The following is a 21,475-nucleotide window of genomic DNA, read 5'->3' on the forward strand; positions in this document are numbered from 1 at the left end:
AATAGAAATACTTCCACTTTTTCAGCTATGTCTTGCGTCTGTCATAACAAAACGCAAGGTAACACAACAAATGTAACGTTTTATTATCAACGGGTCTAATGAGAGTTGAATCAAATTTTAAACAAGATGCTGTAAATCAGAACAAAGGTAGGGTTTGACGCTATCAAGCGCGTTCAATTTGGAATCAATAAAAGAAAGAAGAAGAAAATAAAGTGAATAATTTCACTCAAAATAGCCACTTCGAGTGATTATTTCTCTTTATCAAGGGGAAAGAAGTGTGAAAGACAGTCATAAAAAATCCCCAGCAGCACAATATTAGGCAACTGGGGATAATTTCATCAATCTGAAATCTAAGTCAGCTTAAGTTACTTTTTATCTGACTTTTCGTTGTACATTTCTTCGATTTCATCTTGGTATTTGTCATTAATGACTTTACGACGAAGTTTTTGCGTTGGGGTCAACTCACCATCATCCATCGAGAACGCTTTTGGTAACAGTTTGAATTTCTTAACTTGTTCAAACTTAGCCAGTTCTTTTTGCAGGTCATTAACGCGCTTTTCAAGCATCTCAACGATTTGGTGGTGTTTGATCAATTCCACACGATCGTGATACTTGATGTTCAGCTCTTTCGCGTACTCTTCTAGCGAGTCATAACACGGAACAATAAGCGCTGATACAAACTTACGTGTATCGGCAATAACCGCGATTTGCTCGATGAAATGGTCTTTACCGATCGCACCTTCGACAACTTGAGGCGCAATGTACTTACCGTTTGAGGTCTTCATCAGCTCTTTAATGCGGTCAGTAATGAACAAGTTGCCATTTTCATCAATGTAACCGGCATCGCCCGTCTTCAAGAAGCCGTGTTCGTCGAATGTCTTCTCGGTTTCTTCTGGCATTTTGTAGTAGCCACGCATCACCATTGGGCCACGCACCAAGATCTCGTTGTTTTCGCCGATCTTAACTTGTGCACCTGGCATCGCCATACCGATAGAGCTTGGGTCAAAACACTGGTCATCCCAACAAGAAACCGTTGCCGTGGTCTCCGTCATGCCATAACCAAGCTTCACGTTGATGCCAATCGCATGGAAGAAACGACCAATGGTCTCATCCAACTTCGCACCACCACATGGCATGAAGTTAATGCGACCACCTAGCAGTGCTCGTAGCTTGCTTAGCACCAGTTTATCCGCCAGAGCGTATGACTTACGCAGCATCAACGAAGGTTTACGACCTTCTTGGTGACAAGCCGCCATCTTGGCGCCCATGTTAACGGCCCAAGTGAACATGATCTTACGGTGAACAGGTGCTCGTGATACTTTCTCATGAATTGCTGAGAAGATTTTCTCGTAGAAGCGTGGTACCGCACTCATGACTGTAGGGCGTACTTCACTCAGAGCATCACGTACTTGCATGGTCTCTTGTAGGTAGCAGTTCGTCGCGCCTTTGTAGAGCACGTAGAACGTCCAAGCACGCTCAAATACATGTGATAACGGAAGGAAACACAAAGACACGTCATCTTCAGTCAAACTTAAACGCTCATCGTGGCCTTCAAGCTGAGCCGAAATGTTCGCGTAATCCAACATAACGCCTTTTGGCTGCCCAGTTGTACCAGAGGTATAAATCAACGTGAGAAGGTCTTCTTCTTGCGCTTGATCTAAACGAGAAGTTAACTCGAGCTGCTGACTATCATCACCTTTGGCAATGAAGTCATCCCACGTCATTGCAAACGCGTGTTCGCCGAGTTCAATGTCATCCGACATCGCAACGATCAGTTCTAGCTGCTGGCATTCATCAAAGATGCTAACGGCTGCGTCAAATTGAGGTTGCTCACCGACAAACAGCACTTTTGCGTCTGCATTATCGATGATGTAAGCAGACTGCGCTGCTGTGTTGGTTGGGTAGATCGGAACGGTTACGCCACGTAACTGCAACGCTGCAAAGTCAGCGATAGTCCACTGCGGCATGTTGTTTGAGAAAATACCGATCTTATCTTGAACGCCCAATCCTTGAGCCAAAAGTGCAAGCGACAAAGCATCCACTTGCTGACCAAATTGCTCCCAAGTAATACCTTGCCATGCGTCGCCTACTTTATGTTTGAGCGCAACACGAGTACCACCCTTCGCAATTTGTTCACGAATACGTTTAACGATATGAAAATCTAACTTGGCCATTCTTTACATTACCTTTTGGCTTACAGGCGTAAGCTATTTGAGCGCACAAGTGTAACCTCGACGCTTAAAAACGCAACTGACCATTATCAAACTTATCATTATTAAGAGAGCACTATCACTAATGAGAGCATAGCTCATGTTTAACTGATGAAGGTTTAATCAACTTAAGTCGCTGTTTCAGCTGTTATTTAGCGGATATAAAAAGACCCCGAGAGACGGCAATCTCTCGGGGCCAAGGAATTGTAAAAATTGATGATTACAAATCCAGTCTGACCAGTTAGTCAGGCTAAAAGTTAGGCTTATTTAAGCGCTACAACTTCACCACAAGTGATCATTAGTTGATCACGTAGCCAGATGTGGCCTTTGTCTTTCTCACTTGATTCGTGCCAGCTTAGGTAGCCGCTGATTTCTTTGTTTTCAAATGGGAAATCTAAGATTTGTAGCTGATCGCTGTTTACTGCGTTTTCAGCCATCCAACGTGGTGCGATAGTCACAAGCTCAGACTGGCTTACTACGTATAGTAGGTTGCTTAGACTTGAACCTTCGTATGCCGCTTGGCAATCAAGTTCACGGTAAGCTTGCTCAGAGAAGCTACGTTGACCATGTACACGTGATAGTTTCGCGTGTTTCTCGTTGATCAGTTGTTCTGCAGATACACCGCCTTGGATGCGAGGGTGTGTCTTAGATGCAATCACAACTAGCTCATCTTTGAAGATTTCAGTGCTTGAGAAACCTTGGTCATCGAAACGAGCGTAGTCGATTACGAAGTCGATTTCTTGGTAGCGCATGCGCTCAGAAAGAAGACGATCAAATTCCGCATCTAGGTGAAGCTGTACGCTTGGCGCTTGCTCATTGACGTTCGCCATGATGCGAGGTGCAAAACGCATGTCACATGGGCTACAAATCGCTAGCTTAAATAGACGAGTTGAAGACTCAGGTTGGAATACTGAGCTTGGTAGTTCGTTACGGATAAGCTGTAGTGCTTGGCGGATTGGGCCAAACAGTTGACGAGCGCGTTGAGTTGGTTGAATACCACGACCCTGACGCATGAATAGCTCATCATTAAACATTACTTTTAGGCGAGCAACCGCGTTACTTACCGCTGGTTGAGACATGCCTAGGTTGTGTGCTGCACGAGTGATATTTTGCTCTTGCATCACAGCATCAAATACAGTCAATAGGTTTAAATCTACACCACGCAATGTGCTTTCCATACGGTAGCTAGCAATTGCGCTCATCGCGTCTTTTTTATCTAACATGGAGTGCGCCTCTTATGTAATCGTCAACTTGGTTCAATGAATTCTTAACGAATAGAATCCCTTTGCGCACAAACGACCGTGGCTGGATTCAAATCATTTTTGAAGGAATAGAAAACCGAATTTGTATTATATTTATCGTCCGGATGTTTCCGGCTTGAACTGTACTATCAACTAATCAATCAAGGTTTCGCAACTAGATTGATATTTAATCATTAAATTTTAGCCAATTAGGTATTTAATCAATATTTATCATAATGTTAAGAAAAACATAAAAAAGTATAAAACAACTAAATCAGAGATTTCTGACAACCTATTTAGCACGTTAATGACAATCTACAGGGGTTATACAATCCATTTGCGGAAATTATTGTTTCCATTTCACTTCAAAAACCAGCATCAATAGTTCCGTTCACAAAACACACAAATCAGTTAAAGAGGCAGCAAAATCGCAGTGAATAGAAATGATTTTGAGGGCATAAAAATGCAGCCAATCAGGTCATGAATGACTGCAAGAGAAATATGGGGTGAGAGTTAAATATTGGCTACGTAACTTGGAAAATCCACTTGTTCCCAAAGTTGTTCAGAAAGCTTCTCCGGCGCGTCCCATGCACCCTGTAATACCCAACTCGCGATAGCTTTGGCTACATCTGGATACTTTACGCTTTCGGCATATTGCTCCTTCAACCACTGACGTACGATCGAAATATCCAGATTATCCATAGAAGTCGCCAAGCCAAGATCTTCTAACGTGGCGACATTACTCTGTTGCTCAAATTGTCCCGCCAGTGGTTTAAGCAGTAACTTCTTACCAAGCGATAGGGCCTCTGAAGGAAGCTCAAACCCACCGTTGGCAATCACGCCACTACAACGCTGCAAATGATATTGGAAATTGGTATGACACAACGGACGCAATTCAATGTTTTCGATACGCTCACACTCAATCACATTTGGGTGGTAGCAGACGAAAGATTGTTGATTAAAATGAAATAGCAAATCACTGATGTCTTCAATTGATTCAAACGGCAGGTACACCAAAACAAAGTCTTCACAGCCTGAGGCATGGTCAAGTGTATGAACAATAGGAGGAAGGATGGGCTGATCAAAGTGGTACCAATGCAAGCCTAAGTGATGTTGCGAAGGAGCAAAGTGTTCAATCACCGATTTATCAAACCAACTCGCACCTTTTAATGGAACCGGATAGCGAAATGCATTTTGATGACTGATCCCAATACAAGGTTTGTTTTGCTTACGAGCCGCCCAAGCAGAAACGGGTTCAAAGTCATTGATGACTAAATCATAAGAAGAAAGATCAAGCTGCTTCACTTCTTTAAAAAACTGAATGAGATTATTGTTCAAAGCGGTTTTGGTGTAGTTCACCGATCCTTTTTCCGTCACAAAAGTGAATCCGCGACGCGTCTGATAGTCCCCAAATGCTTCTATAGAAAAGTACTTTTCTGGCTCACGTCCTGAAAAAAGAAAATCGACCTGCACATCGTGCACTTTGAATGCTTCACTCATGGCTCTTGCCCGAGCGATATGGCCATTCCCCGTACCTTGAACACCGTAAAGGATTTTCATCCACTAGCCTCCTACTATAGCAATTGCTACAGAACCACAAAGGCTGCCCAACAAGGCGCCAATAATGATGTCCGTAAAGAAATGCACGCCGAGCAAAATTCGTGACGTGCCAATTAAGCTCGCCCATACAAAGGCGAAAGTTCCAAGCTCTGGATAAAAGTGATTGATGATGGTCGCCATAACAAAACCGGCAGCGGTGTGACCGGAGGGTAAGCTATAGCGATCAGACGGCGTGATAAATGCAGGTAGAAGTGCACTCAATTCTTCAGGACGACGACGCTTAAAGCTGTTCTTAAGCATCCAATAAATCGGCAGTTCAAACGCAAACGCGGTAAGCCCTGCGAGTAAAAACCATTGTCCATGCTGCTTATCAAGGAACCAGGCCAGTAAACCTAGTACCAAGTAAAGGTGCCCATCCCCACTGTGGGAAACGCCTTTACTGATATTTGCGACTTGTTGGTTAAAGCGGTGCTGTAAGCACACACTAGAAAACGCCAAATCAAATTTAACGATGCTTGCCATTGGCTGTGAAATTGTCTCTAAAGCTCGCATGTGACTTCCCTATACTTTGACAACGCCCTTGTATGAAAAGTAGGCGTAGAAAGTGACAGCTACATGACGAGAATTTGGACAATTAATGACACGTGATGGCTTGGGAGAAAGAGAGAAATAACCAATGATTAGATGGTACTAAAAAGCTCGGTGACAAATACATGATCGACCGAGCTTTATCATTGAGAGGAGGTGGTGACTTAAGATTGGTTCGAGCTCGCCATCGGAACATCGATATACCATACTTTTCTTTTTTTACGGCATGCTCTGAGTGAACCCGCGGTAATATGGCCGTCTTTCGTCAGCTCATAACTCAAATCACGGCAAGTGTAGTTACCGAACAGCTCACTTTCGGCCGGCTCTACTGGCGCAGGTTCATCACCACATAACAAAGGGTTTGGCTTGATAGAAAGAATATCGTGATTGACTTGGTTAGTGCGCGCATAGTCCTTATGAACATAACCTCGAACCATGCCCTTTTGCTCGACTAACAACCAAGGCTCACCCTCAACTTTTGCAATCGCATTAAACTCTTCATCCTTATTTAGCTCCCCAAGCTTTTCTCCGTCTAAGCTTGGCTTTGAGCGTAAATTCAGGTTGGCTTTAGAGCGGTATGACACATCCATAAACTCTAGTGTTTTGGAAGTGTCCACTCCGTCGACGATTGGGCGACTGACTTCCGCCTCTTTCCATTGGTTAGGCTGAACTCGAATCTTCCACCATGAATATGTATCGGGGTCTTTGCCTTTGAACTTGTTACGGTTGTCAGACTCCAACGCCACCAGCATCTGATTCAGAAATGAAGCTCGCCCATCTTCACTCAGGTACTGATCCATCTGTTGATTGATCACCATAACGCTTTCAGCATGATCATTCATCATCACAGAAGAAACCGTATGGGGCTGAGAACCAAACTGCAACAGTTGGCACCCAGATAAAGAAACCACAGCGATTGCCAGCGCAGAACGTCCAAATTGTTTTGCTAAATCCATTAATCCCTGACCTATTTACTTTGAAACTCTATAAATGCATCCGCTCTACTATAAAACGCTCTGATGGAATTATGCCAACCAATTGACCCCTTTGTGTGATACCTCGCAAAGCGTGCGGTATAAAATAGGAAAAGAACTTTCCCAGCAGCGTAACCTTTACCGCCGTCATTACCTTCTTAGCGTATATATCTCCAAAAATAGTCATTCAACAAAAGTATCACTTCTCACTTATTTATTATCATACTCATCCGATATGAATAAAAAATCGACTTTAGGGTTGACGTGTTCCATTGAGTGCGGTACTAATTTGTTAACTTAATTTTGTGGAATGCTTAACAACTATGTCAGCACGTTTTTCTATCCTGCTTAGCCTCCTCCTGATCGTGACCAATTCGCGCGGGTAGGCTGTGGAAGAAAAATAACCACACCAATTTCTAAGAAACCCGCATGCAAATGCGGGTTTTTTTATATCTAAATACCGGAAGTAAACGATTAAATTGCACGAAAAGTGCAGAAATCATGAAGGAAGCAAACATGAACGATCAGGTCATTATATTCGACACCACATTGCGTGATGGCGAACAAGCGTTGTCAGCAAGCTTGACGGTTAAAGAAAAACTGCAAATTGCCTATGCGCTGGAAAGGCTAGGCGTTGATGTTATCGAAGCGGGTTTTCCTGTTTCTTCTCCTGGTGATTTCGAATCCGTACAAACTATTGCAAAACACATTAAAAACAGCCGAGTTTGTGCCCTTTCGCGTGCCGTTGCGAAAGATATCGATGCTGCCGCTGAAGCGCTAAAAGTCGCAGATGCATTCCGAATCCACACCTTCATTTCTACCTCTACTGTCCACGTTCAAGACAAACTGCGCCGTAGCTACGACGATGTTGTAGAAATGGGCGTGAAAGCCGTAAGACACGCACGTAATTACACCGATGACGTTGAGTTTTCTTGTGAAGACGCAGGTCGCACGCCAATCGACAACCTATGTCGCATGGTTGAAGCGGCCATTGATGCTGGCGCAAGCACCATCAATATTCCAGACACCGTTGGCTACACAGTACCAAGCGAGTTTGGTGGCATCATTGAGACCCTATTCAACCGTGTACCAAACATCGACAAAGCGATTATCTCTGTTCACTGTCACGATGACTTGGGCATGTCTGTTGCGAACTCTATCGCTGCCGTGCAAGCAGGTGCTCGACAAGTAGAAGGTACCATTAACGGTATCGGTGAGCGTGCAGGTAACTGTTCTCTAGAAGAAATCGCGATGATCCTAAAAACTCGCCAAGAGTTCATGGGCGTGCATACGGGTCTAAAACATGACGAAATCCACCGTACCAGCAAGTTGGTCAGCCAGCTATGTAACATGCCAATCCAGAGCAACAAAGCGATCGTTGGTGCTAACGCGTTCAGCCACTCTTCAGGTATTCACCAAGATGGCATGTTAAAGAACAAGAACACTTACGAGATCATGACGCCTGAGTCGATTGGCCTTAAGAACCAAGCATTGAACCTAACCAGTCGCAGTGGCCGTGCTGCGGTTAAGAGCCACATGGACGCGATGGGCTACAAAGAAGAAGAGTACAACCTAGATGCGTTGTACGAGGACTTCTTGAAACTTGCTGACCGCAAAGGTCAGGTGTTCGACTACGATCTAGAAGCGCTAATGCACTTCTCGAACTTGCGCGAAGAAGACGACTTCTACAAGTTGAACTACCTAAGCGTGCAATCTGGCAGCGTAATGGCAACCACCAGCGTCAAAATGCAATGTGGCGATGAAGAAATGTGTGAAGCTGCCGTCGGTAATGGTCCAGTTGATGCGCTATACCAATGTATCTACCGCGTGACAGGTTACGAAATCGTCCTAGACAAGTTTGACCTAACCGCAAAAGGCGAAGGTGAAGACGGCCTTGGTCAAGCAGACATCATCGCTAACTACAAAGGCCGTAAGTACCACGGTACCGGCGTTTCTACCGATATCGTAGAAGCATCTGGCCAAGCGCTATTACACGTCATCAACAGCATTCATCGTGCCGACAAGATTGAAGAGATGAAGCAAAAGAGAATTGCGACGGTTTAATGATTAATTCATTGGAGCTTGAGCCTCACAACTCAGGCTCCAACCAAATTCGTTTTAGACAAGCTCAAAAATTTTGAAAACTCAAAGGATTACCATGACAGACAAATCATACAAAATCGCCGTTTTACCAGGCGACGGCATCGGCCCAGAAGTAATGGCGCAAGCACATAAAGTGTTAGATGCAATCGAAAAGAAACACGGCATTGCGTTTGAGCGTGACGAGCATGATGTGGGCGGAATTGCGATTGATAATCACGGCTGTCCACTTCCAGAAAGCACAGTAAAAGCGTGTGAAGAGTCTGATGCAGTCCTATTCGGCTCAGTTGGCGGCCCTAAGTGGGAGCACTTACCACCAAACGACCAGCCTGAGCGCGGTGCCCTACTGCCGCTACGTAAACACTTCCAATTATTCTGTAACTTACGCCCAGCGCAAATCCACTCAGGCCTTGAAGCTTTCTCACCACTACGTGCAGACATCTCAGGTCGCGGTTTTGATATCGTTGTTGTCCGTGAACTGACGGGCGGCATCTACTTCGGCCAACCAAAAGGTCGTGAAGGTGAAGGTCCAACAGAGAAAGCGTTCGACACTGAGGTGTACCACCGTTACGAAATCGAACGTATTGCAAAAATCGCTTTTGAGTCTGCTCGTCTACGTCGCAAGAAAGTGTGCTCTATCGACAAAGCGAACGTTCTACAAAGTTCTATCTTATGGCGTGAAGTGGTCGAAGAAATCGCAAAAGACTACCCAGATGTCGAGCTGTCACACATGTACATTGATAACGCGACTATGCAGCTTATCAAAGACCCTGCTCAGTTCGACGTAATGTTATGTTCAAACATCTTCGGCGACATCATTTCTGATGAGTGCGCGATGATCACAGGCTCTATGGGTATGTTGCCATCAGCAAGCCTAAACGAAAGCAAATTCGGTCTGTACGAGCCAGCAGGCGGCAGTGCACCAGATATCGCAGGTAAGAACATCGCTAACCCAGTGGCACAAATCTTATCTGCTGCACTGATGTTGCGTTACAGCCTAGGTGAAGAAACGGCGGCACAAGACATCGAAACGGCAGTTTCAAAAGCATTATCAGCGGGTGAGCTAACGGGTGACCTTGCTGGTGACAACCCAGCACTTTCGACGTCTGAGATGGGCGATAAGATCGCTGAGTACATCTTAAACTCTTAATACAGCACGACTTGATAATAATTATTTGCTCCTGATGAGCCGTTGTCGGGAGCTATACACGAGATAGCAAACAATGGGCAAAACACTATACGAAAAAGTCTACGACGCACACGTTGCCGTCGCAGCAGAAGGGGAAAACCCAATCTTGTACATCGACCGTCACTTGGTACACGAAGTGACGTCTCCGCAAGCATTTGACGGCTTGCGTGAAAAAGGTCGTAAAGTGCGCCAGGTCAGCAAAACTTTTGCCACCATGGACCACAACGTTTCGACAACCACCAAAGACATCAACGCATCCGGTGAGATGGCTCGTATCCAGATGGAGACGCTATCGAAAAACTGTGAAGAGTTTGGTGTTACGCTTTACGACATTAACCACAAATACCAAGGTATTGTGCACGTTATGGGCCCAGAGCTTGGTATTACCCTACCAGGCATGACCATTGTTTGTGGTGACTCGCACACGGCTACACACGGTGCGTTCGGCTCTCTAGCTTTTGGTATTGGTACATCAGAAGTTGAGCACGTATTAGCGACTCAAACGCTAAAACAAGCGCGCGCTAAAACGATGAAGATCGAAGTGAAAGGCAAAGTGGCACCGGGCATCACGGCTAAAGACATCGTGCTAGCCATCATCGGTGAAACTACGGCTGCTGGCGGTACAGGCTACGTGGTTGAATTTTGTGGTGAAGCGATCACAGACCTTTCAATGGAAGGCCGCATGACCGTATGTAACATGGCAATTGAGCTAGGTGCGAAAGCCGGTTTGATTGCGCCAGATGAAACCACATTCGAATACATCAAAGGCCGTAAATTCTCACCTCAAGGTACCGACTTTGATGCAGCAGTAGAGTACTGGAAGACATTAAAAACTGACGATGATGCTCAGTTTGATGCGGTCGTGACGCTAAATGCTGCCGATATCAAACCACAAGTCACTTGGGGTACTAACCCAGGCCAAGTTATCGCGGTAGACCAACCGATCCCAGCACCAGAGAGCTTTGCCGATCCAGTAGAAAAAGCCTCTGCAGAAAAAGCGTTGGCTTACATGGGTCTAGAAGCAGGCAAATCATTGTCTGATTACAACGTCGATAAAGTCTTCGTTGGTTCTTGTACTAACTCACGTATCGAAGACATGCGCGCAGCCGCAGAAGTGGCGAAAGGTCGCAAAGTCGCATCTCACGTTCAAGCGCTAATCGTTCCTGGCTCTGAGCAAGTAAAAGCGCAAGCAGAAGCGGAAGGTTTGGATGTTATCTTTAAAGAAGCGGGTTTTGAGTGGCGCCTACCAGGTTGCTCGATGTGTCTAGCAATGAACAATGACCGTTTGGGTCCTCATGAGCGCTGTGCATCCACATCAAACCGTAACTTTGAAGGCCGCCAAGGTCGTGATGGCCGTACCCACCTAGTGAGCCCTGCGATGGCAGCGGCAGCAGCAATTGCTGGTCACTTTGTTGATATTCGTGAGTTGGATTAGGTTAAGGAGAGAACAGATGTCAGGTTTTAAACAACACACAGGCTTAGTTGTTCCTCTAGATGCAGCGAACGTAGATACTGATGCCATCATTCCAAAGCAGTTCCTACAAAAGGTCTCTCGCCTAGGTTTCGGTAAGCACCTATTCCATGACTGGCGATTCCTAGATGATGCAGGCGAACAACCGAACCCAGAGTTCGTGATGAACGCTCCGCGCTACCAAGGCGCTTCTATCTTGCTAGCACGTGAAAACTTCGGTTGTGGTTCTTCTCGTGAGCACGCACCGTGGGCACTAGCGGATTACGGCATCAAAGCGATGATCGCACCAAGCTTTGCCGATATTTTTTACGGCAACTCGATCAACAACCAAATGGTGCCAGTTCGTTTGACTGAGCAAGAAGTGGATGAAATCTTCCAGTTTGTTGAGGCGAATGAAGGCGCAGAAGTGGAAGTAGACCTAGAAGCGAATGTGGTTCGCGCCAACGGCAAAGAGTACAGCTTTGAAATCGACTCATTCCGTCGTCACTGCCTGCTAAACGGTTTGGACAATATCGGTCTTACCCTTCAACACGAAGATAAGATTGCCGAGTACGAAGCGAATATCCCAAGCTTTCTCAACTAATTAAAATCGCAACTTAAACAAACAAAAGGTTGGCTTATGCCAGCCTTTTTTCTTTTATTTTCATTGCCTCAAGAAAGAAACTTCGCCTTGTGCAGGTCTACAATATCAATAAGGTTTTAACCCAAAGGTATCTCTATGAAACGTCTGTTATTACTCTTGTGTGCGCTCGTTTCTTTCTCGACATTTGCCGCACCTAAATCCGACTTATGGCCGTATTGGAAACAATCGAATCAAGCCAATCAAAGTCAAATCTCTCATCAAGATTGGCAGCAATTGCTCGATGCTTATTTAGTTGAACAAGGCGAGAATACCTTGTTTCGTTACAGCCAAGTCACCTCAGCCGATAAAACTAAGCTGAAACAATATATCCAACGTTTGGCAAAACTCGACCCTCGACAATACAACCAAGCGGAGCAATACGCCTACTGGGTAAACCTTTACAACGCCATCACTGTAGACTTAATTCTAGATAACTATCCTGTCGAATCGATTACCAAACTTGGTGGGCTATTTAGCTTTGGCCCTTGGGGAGACGATGTGGTCGTGGTCAACGGGAAAGATCTGACTTTAAACGATATTGAACATCGCATTTTACGTCCAATTTGGAATGACTCTAGAACACATTACGCAGTTAACTGTGCCAGCCTAGGATGCCCTAATCTGCAGTCTCAAGCATTCACTGCTGAAAACACGCAAGCTCTACTAGATAGTGCCGCCAAAACATTTATCAACAGCAACAAAGGCGTATCCATTCAAGGTAACACGGCACAGCTGTCTTCTATTTATTATTGGTTTGCAACGGACTTTGGTGGAGAAAAACAAATCTTCAACCACATCGCAAAATACGCACCGCAATACAAAAATTTCTCTGGTAACGTGAAATACGAATACGATTGGGACTTGAATCAGGCCAACTAAACTGGGGGATTTGAGGTCAATTAGCGTTAGGATCATGATAAGCCAAAAGCTAAAGACGCCGGCAACTCAAAGACTAAGACATGAAAAAAGGGCACTCTGTGCCCTTTTTAAATCCAATACTTGATAGAAAACGTCCGCCTACTTGAAGCCTTTGACTTTCTTAATCAAATCGTAAGCGTTTTGAATCTCTTGAGATTTCTCTTTCGCGACGTTCATCATCTCTGGTGGTAGACCTTTTGCCATCAATTTATCTGGGTGATGTTCATTCATTAATTTACGGTAAGCACGTTTGACCGTTTTGCCGTCCGCATCTGAAGAGACGTCAAGGATTTTGTAGGCATCCGCCAGTTGATCCGCTTGTGAGGCTTGCTGCCAACCTGCCCCTGAAGATTGATATTGCCCTTGTTGCTGACCATGGAAACCACCTTGGCTTTGAAAACGAAACGCGGCTTCTTGCATGTTCAGGCGACGTTCTAATTGCTCCGAAGAGAACCCTAAACCACGGGCAATTTTGTGCAATACACTGCGCTCACTCGGGTGGATGGAACCATCAGCAAATGCCGCTGAGATTTGTAGTTCCAAAAAGAACTGCAACAAGTCAAAACGCCCTGCTGAAGAGATTTTTACGCGAACCAATACATCTTCAAGTGGGAAATCACTCTCTTTACCATCACGGAACGCTTCTTGTGCTGCACGACGTTGCTCGCCATGCAAACTCATGCGGTCCATCATTGCAGACGCAAGTTGAATCTCTTCTTTGGTCACTTGACCTTTGGCTTTTGCCACATGTCCCATAACTGCGAATGCAGCCTTAAAAAATTCTTCTTGGCGCTGGGCTTGGCTTGGACCTTTACCAAAGCCTCCGGTAGAAAACCCCGCTTGGCTTAAACGACGCGCTTTATCGAATTGGTGACCGATAAATAGGCCAAACAACAAACCGAATGGACCACCGAGTAACAAGCCAAAAAAGGCACCCAAAATTTTGCCAAAAATATGCATTATGTGTTCTCTATCAATGAATTTTTATCGACGACGGCGGTCTTATAGTGCCGGACGCAACGATTTCCTTTATGATAATGGAATTAGTTTTTTTATGATCAGGCTATTTCGCCTGCTTATCTTTGCAGCTATTTTATATCGGCATTATGCCACAGCGAATCCATGCTCTGGGATAATTGCAAACTATAGTTGATTCATTTGGCTATAAAGCGAGGGTACAACAAGCCCTATAGCCATCGAGTAGTAGTGACACAGGAAAGTTCAATTCAATGCAACATTTCTCCCGCACATGTTTAGCGGCCTCTATCAGCACCGCCTTGTTTGTACCCACCACTCAAGCTGAAGCGAATATCAATGATAGTGTGCAGGAAATGCCCACCACAGATCAATGTTTGGTCGAAACAAGTGGTGAGGAGGACGCGCTTAACTCCGAAGTCGTAGTACAAGCAGACCGCTTACAAGCCATCAATGGTGACAAAGCTCAGTACTCTGGCAACGTAGAAGTCACGCAAGGTCCGAAGAAAATCACCGCGGATAGCGTAACGCTTCACCAACAAGACAATGTCGTTGTCGCTGAAGGTAACGTAACCTTCAACGATGGCAAAGTAAAAGCACGCTCAGATCGCGTCACCAACGACATTAATCAAGATACTTTCTCGCTAGAAAACACCGATTACCAATTCCTCTGCCAACAAGGCCGCGGTACAGCTGCGTACATTGCACGCACGGGCCAATCTGTTTATGAACTAGAAGATGGTTCAATTACCTCTTGCCCACAAGGTGATAACTCTTGGCGATTAGTGGCATCAGGAATCGATGTTGACCAAGACGAAGAAACAGCAACCCTGCACCACCCTCGTTTTGAGGTGTTGGATGTACCAGTATTCTATGTGCCTTACTTGACGATGCCAATTGGCGATACGCGTAAAACAGGTTTCCTCTTCCCTTCTATGTCGTACGGTTCAAGCGATGGTATGGAAGTTGAAATTCCGTTCTACTGGAACATTGCTCCTCAATACGACATGACAATTACGCCTCTGTACATGCAAAAGCGTGGTACTAAGCTAGATACTGACTTCCGCTATCTAACCAATGGCTGGGGTGACGGTGAGCTTAAAGGCGAATACATGGGCAGCGATAAACGCTACCAAGACGAATCGCGCTGGGGTTACCAATTCAAACACGATGGTATTATCAATAAACAATGGGTTGTCAGGCTTGATTACTCTAAGGTAAGTGATATCGACTATTTCCGAGATCTCGACTCTGATATTGGTAACCGCGAAGATGGTCAATTGCTACAAGAAGGTGAAGTTCAATACCGTTCTGACTTCTGGGATGCGTCACTGCGAGTACGTGATTTCCAAATCCTACTCCAAGAAGACAACCAACCATATCGCTTGCTTCCTCAGCTCGACCTTAACTACTACACGCCGCTTTGGGGTAACTACGTTAACTTCGATGTAAAGAGCCAAGTGAGCCGCTTCGACACCGATGACACTGCAAAACCAAACGCAACTCGTGTTCACGTCGAACCAGGTATAACAATCCCGCTGTCAAACTCGTGGGCAGATTGGACGACAGAAGCACGCATCTTATCGACTTACTACTCTCAAGACCTTACTGGCCTAACTGATACCGACTTGCGTGACACACTGGATGAAAACGTGTCACGTGTGATCCCAGAGTTCCGCACGCACGCTCGCATGTACTTAGAGCGTGATACTAGCTGGATCGAAGGTTACACACAGACGTTAGAACCACAGTTACAGTACTTGTATGTTCCTGATGAAGATCAGAGCAACATTTACAACTACGACACCACCTTGCTGCAAACCGATTATTACGGTCTATTCCGCAGTCGCAAATACAGTGGCATCGATAAAATTGCTTCAGCAAACCAGTTAAGCTACGGTGCAAGTACTCGCTTTTTTGATGATGACTACAAAGAGCGCTTGAACGTCTCGTTTGGTCAGATCTATTACTTTGATAAGAAGACTAAGATCAGTAACAACCCAAGCTTGCCAGATGAAACATCAAACTACTCATCGTGGGCAGTTGAGACTGACTTCAACTACAACGATTACCTGTTCTACCACGGTGGTATCCAGTACGACATCGACTTGAGCTCGATGCAGCTTGCAAACAGCACATTGGAATACCAATTCAATGGTGGCTTTATTCAAGGTAACTACCGTTATGTAACGCGTGAATACATTGAAGATACGATCATTGTCGAAAACCTAGATACGATCACTCGTAAAGGTATTTCACAAGCAGGTATCGTGGCGGCATACGAGTTCAACCCGAACTGGTCTGCAAGTGGCCAGTACTACTACGATCTGAATGAAAACATTGATATGGAATGGCTTGCTAGCGTTCGTTACCAATCAGATTGTTGGTACTTTGGTCTGACTTACTCAAACCAACTACTGGGTTGGGATGACAGAGCAATCGGCAGTGATGGTGCATCACCAGAATACGAAAACAACATCAGTGTGAACTTCGGTATTCAAGGCTTTGCAACCAACCAACGCGCAGATTTGGCCGCGAAAGAACTTGATGGCTCAGACAACGCGATTAAATACGGTCGTCCATTCTATTTGAACAATTAATTGAATTAAGCGTCTTACCTATAACAAGACGCTTAAACACCATTACTGACGGAATTTTTAATGAAAATTTGGAAATCACTCTTATTCACCACCCTACTATCTTGTGGTGTGACAGCAGCGCCAGTAGAGCTTGATAAGGTTGCAGTCATCGTTAACGATGGCGTAATTCTACAAAGCGACATCAATACCGCGATGAAAACGCTGCAAGCTAATGCTCGCCAAAGTGGCAAGAGTCTCCCTTCGGCAAGTGTGCTGAAAGACCAAGTGGTAGAGAAACTGATCATCGACACATTGCAAGGCCAAGAGGCGGAGCGTATCGGTGTTCGTATTGATGACAACCGCCTGAACCAAGCGATCGCTGAAATTGCTCGCAACAACAATCAAAGCGTGGAGCAGTTAGCTTCGTCGGTTCAAGCTGAAGGTCTCAGCTACCCAGAATTCCGTGAGCAGATTCGTAAAGAGATTGCTGCTTCTGAAGCTCGTAATGCACTTGTTCGTCGTCGTATCAACATTTTGCCAGCTGAAGTCGATAGCCTTGCCGACCAATTAGCGACCGAAACTAACGCTACAGTTCAATACAAGATTGGCCACATCCAACTTCGTTTCTCTGACGATAAAGACAAGTCAGAAGTTGAAGCAGAAGCCAATGCATTGGTTAAGAAACTAAAAGACGGTGCAGACTTCTCTGAAATGGCATACACCTACTCAAAAGGTCCTAAAGCACTACAAGGTGGTGATTGGGGTTGGATGCGGAAAGAAGAAATGCCAACCATCTTTGCAGACCAGATCAAGATGCAAAACAAAGGCAGCATTATTGGCCCATTCCGCAGCGGCATCGGCTTCCACATCCTAAAAGTAGAGGATGTGAAAGGTCTTGAGACCGTAGCGGTAACAGAGGTAAATGCTCGCCACATTCTGATCAAACCAACCGTTATCTTGAGTGACGAAGGTGCACAGAAAGAGCTAAACGAGTTCATTCGTCGCATCAAAGCAGGTGAAGCTACCTTTGCTCAACTGGCAACACAGTACAGCCAAGATCCTGGTTCAGCGGCTCAAAATGGTGAGCTAGGTTACCAAACACCTGATTTGTACGTACCAGAATTTAAGCACCAAGTAGAAACACTACCTGTAGGCTCAATCAGTGAACCTTTCAAAACGGTACACGGTTGGCACATTGTTGAAGTTCTAGACCGTCGCCAAGTTGACCGTACAGACTCAGCAATGAAGAACAAAGCTTACCGAATTCTATTTAACCGTAAGTTTAATGAAGAAGCTGGCGCATGGATGCAAGAGCTACGCGCAAGCGCATTCGTTGAAATCGTGGATGACAATGATGGCAACTAATTCGATTCGCAGAATCGTCGTGACCGCAGGGGAACCTGCGGGTATCGGCCCGGATTTGGTACTGGCTCTATCTAAGGAAGACTGGGCACACCAAATCGTCGTCTGCGCAGACAAAAATATGCTGTTGGAACGTGCCAACTTGCTTGGCATTGATGTTCAACTGACTGATTACAATCCAGAAGAAGCACCAAAGGTACAAAAAGCAGGCACCTTGATCGTTGACCATATCGAAATGGCAGAAAATGTCATCGCGGGTCAACTCAATGAAGCCAACGGCCACTACGTGTTAAAAACACTAGAAAGAGCCGCTTTGGGCTGTATGAATGCTGAATTTGATGCTATTGTCACCGGCCCTGTACATAAGGGGGTGATCAATCGCTCTGGTGTTGCGTTCAGTGGGCATACTGAATTCTTCGCCGAGAAGTCCAACACACCGTTGGTCGTGATGATGCTAGCCACCGAAGGGCTGCGAGTTGCTCTAGTAACAACGCATATTCCTTTGGCTTACGTATCTAAAGCCGTCACGGAAGAGCGATTAGAAAAAATCATCGATATTCTTCATAAAGATCTTGTAGAAAAATTTGCCATCTCCCAACCAAACATCTATGTTTGCGGGCTAAATCCACATGCGGGAGAAGATGGCTGTTTGGGTCGCGAAGAGATCGAGACCATCACTCCGACGTTGGAAAAGATTCGACAAGAAAAAGGAATCAATCTGATCGGTCCATTACCGGCAGACACCATTTTCAATGAAAAGTATTTAAACGATGCTGATGCTGTTTTAGGCATGTACCACGATCAAGTATTGCCAGTTTTGAAATACAAAGGCTTTGGTCGTTCAGTAAACATTACTCTTGGTCTACCTTTTATAAGAACCTCGGTGGATCACGGTACTGCATTAGAACTGGCAGGGACAGGTCAAGCGGATACAGGGAGCTTCCGAACAGCGCTCACGCATGCGATAGAATTGGTAGAGAAGAAACAATGAGAAATGATGTCCATTTAGGACACAAAGCGCGTAAACGTTTTGGTCAAAACTTCCTGAACGACCCATACATTATTGATGGCATCGTATCAGCAATTAACCCAAGACCAGGGCAAAACCTGGTTGAAATCGGCCCTGGTCTAGGTGCAATCACCGAGCCTGTTGGTCGCGAAGTCGACAAGTTCACGGTTATCGAATTGGACCGTGACCTAGCAGAACGTCTACGTAACCACCCTGAATTGGCAGACAAACTTACGATTCATGAAGGCGATGCAATGCGCTTTGACTTCACGCAGTTAGTGAAGCCAAACAACAAGCTACGTATCTTCGGTAACTTGCCATACAACATCTCTACACCATTGATGTTCCACCTGTTTGAATTCCATAAAGACATTCAAGACATGCACTTTATGCTTCAAAAAGAAGTGGTAAATCGCTTAGCGGCAGGTCCTGGTAGCAAAGCATACGGCCGTCTAACTGTAATGGCACAGTACTACTGTAAAGTGGTACCAGTACTAGAAGTGCCGCCAACGGCATTTGTTCCGCCACCGAAAGTAGACTCAGCCGTAGTACGCTTGGTTCCTTACGAAGAGCTGCCGCACCCAGCAAAAGATCTACGTTTATTGGAGCGTGTATGTCGCGAAGGTTTTAACCAACGCCGTAAGACTGTACGTAACTGCTACAAGTCGCTACTAAGTACTGAAGTACTTGAAGAACTGGGTATCAACCCTAGCATGCGTCCAGAGAACCTAACGCTACAACAATTCGTCGCCATGGCGAACTGGCTCGCGGATAACCCGCAGCAATAAGAACTCAAACGATAAGCCAAACCCTTGCCGGTTTGGCTTATTATTATTGGGATACAACGTTTCTCGAGGAGTGCACATGGACGTCATTCAACCTTGCATCAAAATCCAAGTTCATACCAAATACATTGAAGAACAGTCCAACCCAGAACTGCAGCGATATGTCTTCGCTTATATCATCACAATAAAAAACCTCAGCCAACAAACTGTCCAATTAGTTAGCCGTCGCTGGTTAATCACTGATTCAAACGGTAAACAAATGACGGTCGAAGGTGAAGGTGTGGTTGGTCAACAGCCGTTTATTCCAGGTAATGACGAGTACACTTACAGCAGCGGAACTGCGCTTGAAACACCGGTTGGTGTTATGCAAGGACACTACATGTTGTTGGATGAAAAAGGACAGCAATTTATCACCGAGATTGATCCATTCCGTTTAGCGGTTCCAAACGTCTTAAATTAATCAGGAGATTCAGTGGCGACTTATATTGTTGGTGATATTCAGGGCTGTTTTGATGAGCTTCAGCAGCTACTGGAACAGGTTAGTTTCTCTTCACAACACGACCAGCTTTGGCTAGCGGGAGATCTCGTCGCTCGCGGACCTAAATCTCTAGAAACATTGCGTTTTGTTAAGTCTCTGGGTGACAGTGCTAAAGTGGTACTTGGTAATCATGACCTACACCTAATGGCGGTGTCGCAAGGGCTGAAAAAAGTCAAAGACAAGGACAAGACTGCACCTATTTTTTCTGCTCCAGATAAACAAGAGCTGCTTACTTGGTTGGCTCAGCAACCTCTTATGGCCGAGCATGACGAGTTCGTTATGTGCCACGCTGGTATCTCTCCACTGTGGGCTCTTGATACTGCAAGAGCGTGCGCACGTGAAGTTGAAAGCATCATACAAAGTAAAGAGCTACCTTGGCTGCTAGAAAACATGTACAGCAACCAACCCGATCTTTGGGATGAGTCCTTGTCGGGTCTCGATCGTTATCGCTACACCATCAATGCGTTTACTCGCATGCGTTTTTGCTTTACTGATGGTCGCTTAGATATGGACTGTAAACTGCCACCGCAAGAAGTGTCGGAAGATGAGCTTGTGCCTTGGTTTAAGCTGCCACAACGAGTCCCACTAGAAAAAGCTGTGCTATTTGGGCACTGGGCCGCACTACAAGGTCATATCGATGAAAGCATAATTGGTCTTGATACTGGCTGCGTTTGGGGCGGTTCGCTCACCATGATTCGTTGGGAAGACAAGCAAGTCTTCACTCAAGAAGCACTCAGTTAACGGCTCTGATTGCCGGACGAGAAAACAAAAAGCACCGCATTGACGGTGCTTTTCTTATTGGGCTCAATTTGATTATTTTTCTAAAATCGTAAAACGCATGCTATAAGCGTTTTTCTCATCCGCTTGGTACGCTTCAGAGTACGTTTCTTTGAACTCAGTTCCCCAATTTGGGAACTGAGTATCTCCATCAATTTCAGCTTCAATATGAGTAACATACAGTTTATTAGCCATAGGTAGGCACGCTGCATAAATCGCTCCGCCACCAATGATCATGACTTCTTCTACTTCACCAGCAACCTCAAGTGCTTGCTCAATTGACGTGACCGTCGAAACACCTTCAATGGAAAGTGAAGCATCACGGCTGATGACAATGTTCAAACGACCAGGTAATGGACGCCCAATAGACTCATAGGTTTTACGCCCCATAACAACTGGCTTGCCCATGGTGCAACGCTTAAACCATGCAAAATCGGCAGGAAGGTGCCAAGGCATCTGGTTGTCTTTACCGATGATTCGGTTGTCTGCCATCGCGGCAATCATGCTGATGATCATATTGGATCCTTATACTATGGGTCTGCGGCGATAGAATAACAGCCCCAGAACCGCCAAGCCA

18 protein-coding genes are annotated in these 21,475 nt (G+C 45.4%); 11 read left to right on the forward strand and 7 right to left on the reverse strand.

Translation table 11 applies throughout. The features are described from left to right. Nucleotides 1-365 precede the first annotated feature (365 nt). From H735_RS22825 to H735_RS22845, 5 genes are all read right to left on the reverse strand, one after another. The gene (locus H735_RS22825) at nt 366-2,174 is read right to left on the reverse strand and encodes an AMP-dependent synthetase/ligase (RefSeq protein WP_020193966.1); all 1,809 of its coding nucleotides are present in this window, start codon (nt 2,172-2,174) and stop codon (nt 366-368) included. A gap of 299 nt (nt 2,175-2,473) precedes the next feature. Continuing rightward, the gene (gene calR, locus H735_RS22830; protein WP_005437396.1) at nt 2,474-3,433 is read right to left on the reverse strand and encodes a LysR family transcriptional regulator CalR; all 960 of its coding nucleotides are present in this window, start codon (nt 3,431-3,433) and stop codon (nt 2,474-2,476) included. 531 nt (nt 3,434-3,964) lie between these two features. Then, nucleotides 3,965-5,011 (reverse strand): MJ1255/VC2487 family glycosyltransferase, encoded by a 1,047-nt coding sequence (locus tag H735_RS22835; protein WP_020193965.1) that lies wholly within the window; start codon nt 5,009-5,011, stop codon nt 3,965-3,967. Nucleotides 5,012-5,014: 3 nt separating this feature from the next. Then, the gene (locus H735_RS31465; protein ID WP_020193964.1) at nt 5,015-5,563 is read right to left on the reverse strand and encodes a phosphatase PAP2 family protein; all 549 of its coding nucleotides are present in this window, start codon (nt 5,561-5,563) and stop codon (nt 5,015-5,017) included. Between the two features lie 200 nt (nt 5,564-5,763). Next, nucleotides 5,764-6,555, reverse strand: coding sequence for an SH3 domain-containing protein (locus tag H735_RS22845; protein ID WP_020193963.1), 792 nt, complete (start codon nt 6,553-6,555; stop codon nt 5,764-5,766). A 534-nt stretch (nt 6,556-7,089) separates the two neighbouring features. Here H735_RS22845 and leuA point away from each other — a divergent pair. From leuA to H735_RS22870, 5 genes are all read left to right on the forward strand, one after another. Further along, a complete protein-coding gene (leuA, locus tag H735_RS22850) occupies nt 7,090-8,637 on the forward strand; it encodes a 2-isopropylmalate synthase (protein WP_005437391.1) in 1,548 nt (515 codons plus the stop codon). Between the two features lie 94 nt (nt 8,638-8,731). Then, nucleotides 8,732-9,823, forward strand: a complete 1,092-nt coding sequence (gene leuB / locus H735_RS22855) for a 3-isopropylmalate dehydrogenase (RefSeq protein WP_005430431.1) — start codon at nt 8,732-8,734, stop codon at nt 9,821-9,823. Between the two features lie 73 nt (nt 9,824-9,896). Beyond that, complete coding sequence (gene leuC / locus H735_RS22860) at nt 9,897-11,297, forward strand: 3-isopropylmalate dehydratase large subunit (protein ID WP_020193962.1); 1,401 nt, start codon at nt 9,897-9,899, stop codon at nt 11,295-11,297. A gap of 16 nt (nt 11,298-11,313) precedes the next feature. Beyond that, a complete protein-coding gene (gene leuD, locus H735_RS22865; protein WP_020193961.1) occupies nt 11,314-11,916 on the forward strand; it encodes a 3-isopropylmalate dehydratase small subunit in 603 nt (200 codons plus the stop codon). Nucleotides 11,917-12,051: 135 nt separating this feature from the next. Further along, the gene (locus H735_RS22870; RefSeq protein WP_020193960.1) at nt 12,052-12,834 is read left to right on the forward strand and encodes a DUF547 domain-containing protein; all 783 of its coding nucleotides are present in this window, start codon (nt 12,052-12,054) and stop codon (nt 12,832-12,834) included. A 138-nt stretch (nt 12,835-12,972) separates the two neighbouring features. On the opposite strand, the gene djlA is transcribed toward H735_RS22870, so the two are convergent. Next, a complete protein-coding gene (gene djlA / locus H735_RS22875) occupies nt 12,973-13,833 on the reverse strand; it encodes a co-chaperone DjlA (RefSeq protein WP_005437387.1) in 861 nt (286 codons plus the stop codon). Nucleotides 13,834-14,102: 269 nt separating this feature from the next. On the opposite strand from djlA, the gene lptD reads away from it, so the two are divergent. From lptD to apaH, 6 genes are all read left to right on the forward strand, one after another. Further along, nucleotides 14,103-16,448, forward strand: coding sequence for an LPS assembly protein LptD (gene lptD, locus H735_RS22880; RefSeq protein WP_020193959.1), 2,346 nt, complete (start codon nt 14,103-14,105; stop codon nt 16,446-16,448). A gap of 60 nt (nt 16,449-16,508) precedes the next feature. After that, nucleotides 16,509-17,792: a peptidylprolyl isomerase SurA gene (surA, locus tag H735_RS22885; protein ID WP_020193958.1), complete on the forward strand. Its 1,284-nt coding sequence runs from the start codon at nt 16,509-16,511 to the stop codon at nt 17,790-17,792. Beyond that, the gene (pdxA, locus tag H735_RS22890) at nt 17,782-18,780 is read left to right on the forward strand and encodes a 4-hydroxythreonine-4-phosphate dehydrogenase PdxA (protein WP_020193957.1); all 999 of its coding nucleotides are present in this window, start codon (nt 17,782-17,784) and stop codon (nt 18,778-18,780) included. Before surA ends, pdxA begins: the two co-directional genes overlap by 11 nt. Further along, entirely contained in the window at nt 18,777-19,586 is an 810-nt protein-coding gene (gene rsmA, locus H735_RS22895) for a 16S rRNA (adenine(1518)-N(6)/adenine(1519)-N(6))-dimethyltransferase RsmA (RefSeq protein ID WP_009707797.1), read from the forward strand. Before pdxA ends, rsmA begins: the two co-directional genes overlap by 4 nt. 76 nt (nt 19,587-19,662) lie before the next feature. Continuing rightward, the gene (gene apaG, locus H735_RS22900) at nt 19,663-20,043 is read left to right on the forward strand and encodes a Co2+/Mg2+ efflux protein ApaG (RefSeq protein WP_005437382.1); all 381 of its coding nucleotides are present in this window, start codon (nt 19,663-19,665) and stop codon (nt 20,041-20,043) included. A gap of 12 nt (nt 20,044-20,055) precedes the next feature. Further along, nucleotides 20,056-20,862: a bis(5'-nucleosyl)-tetraphosphatase (symmetrical) ApaH gene (gene apaH, locus H735_RS22905; protein ID WP_020193956.1), complete on the forward strand. Its 807-nt coding sequence runs from the start codon at nt 20,056-20,058 to the stop codon at nt 20,860-20,862. Nucleotides 20,863-20,934: 72 nt separating this feature from the next. On the opposite strand, the gene folA is transcribed toward apaH, so the two are convergent. Further along, nucleotides 20,935-21,414: a type 3 dihydrofolate reductase gene (gene folA, locus H735_RS22910; protein WP_020193955.1), complete on the reverse strand. Its 480-nt coding sequence runs from the start codon at nt 21,412-21,414 to the stop codon at nt 20,935-20,937. Nucleotides 21,415-21,475: the final 61 nt, after the last annotated feature.

It is taken from the genome of Vibrio owensii CAIM 1854 = LMG 25443, from assembly GCF_000817815.1.
GTDB lineage: Bacteria > Pseudomonadota > Gammaproteobacteria > Enterobacterales > Vibrionaceae > Vibrio > Vibrio owensii.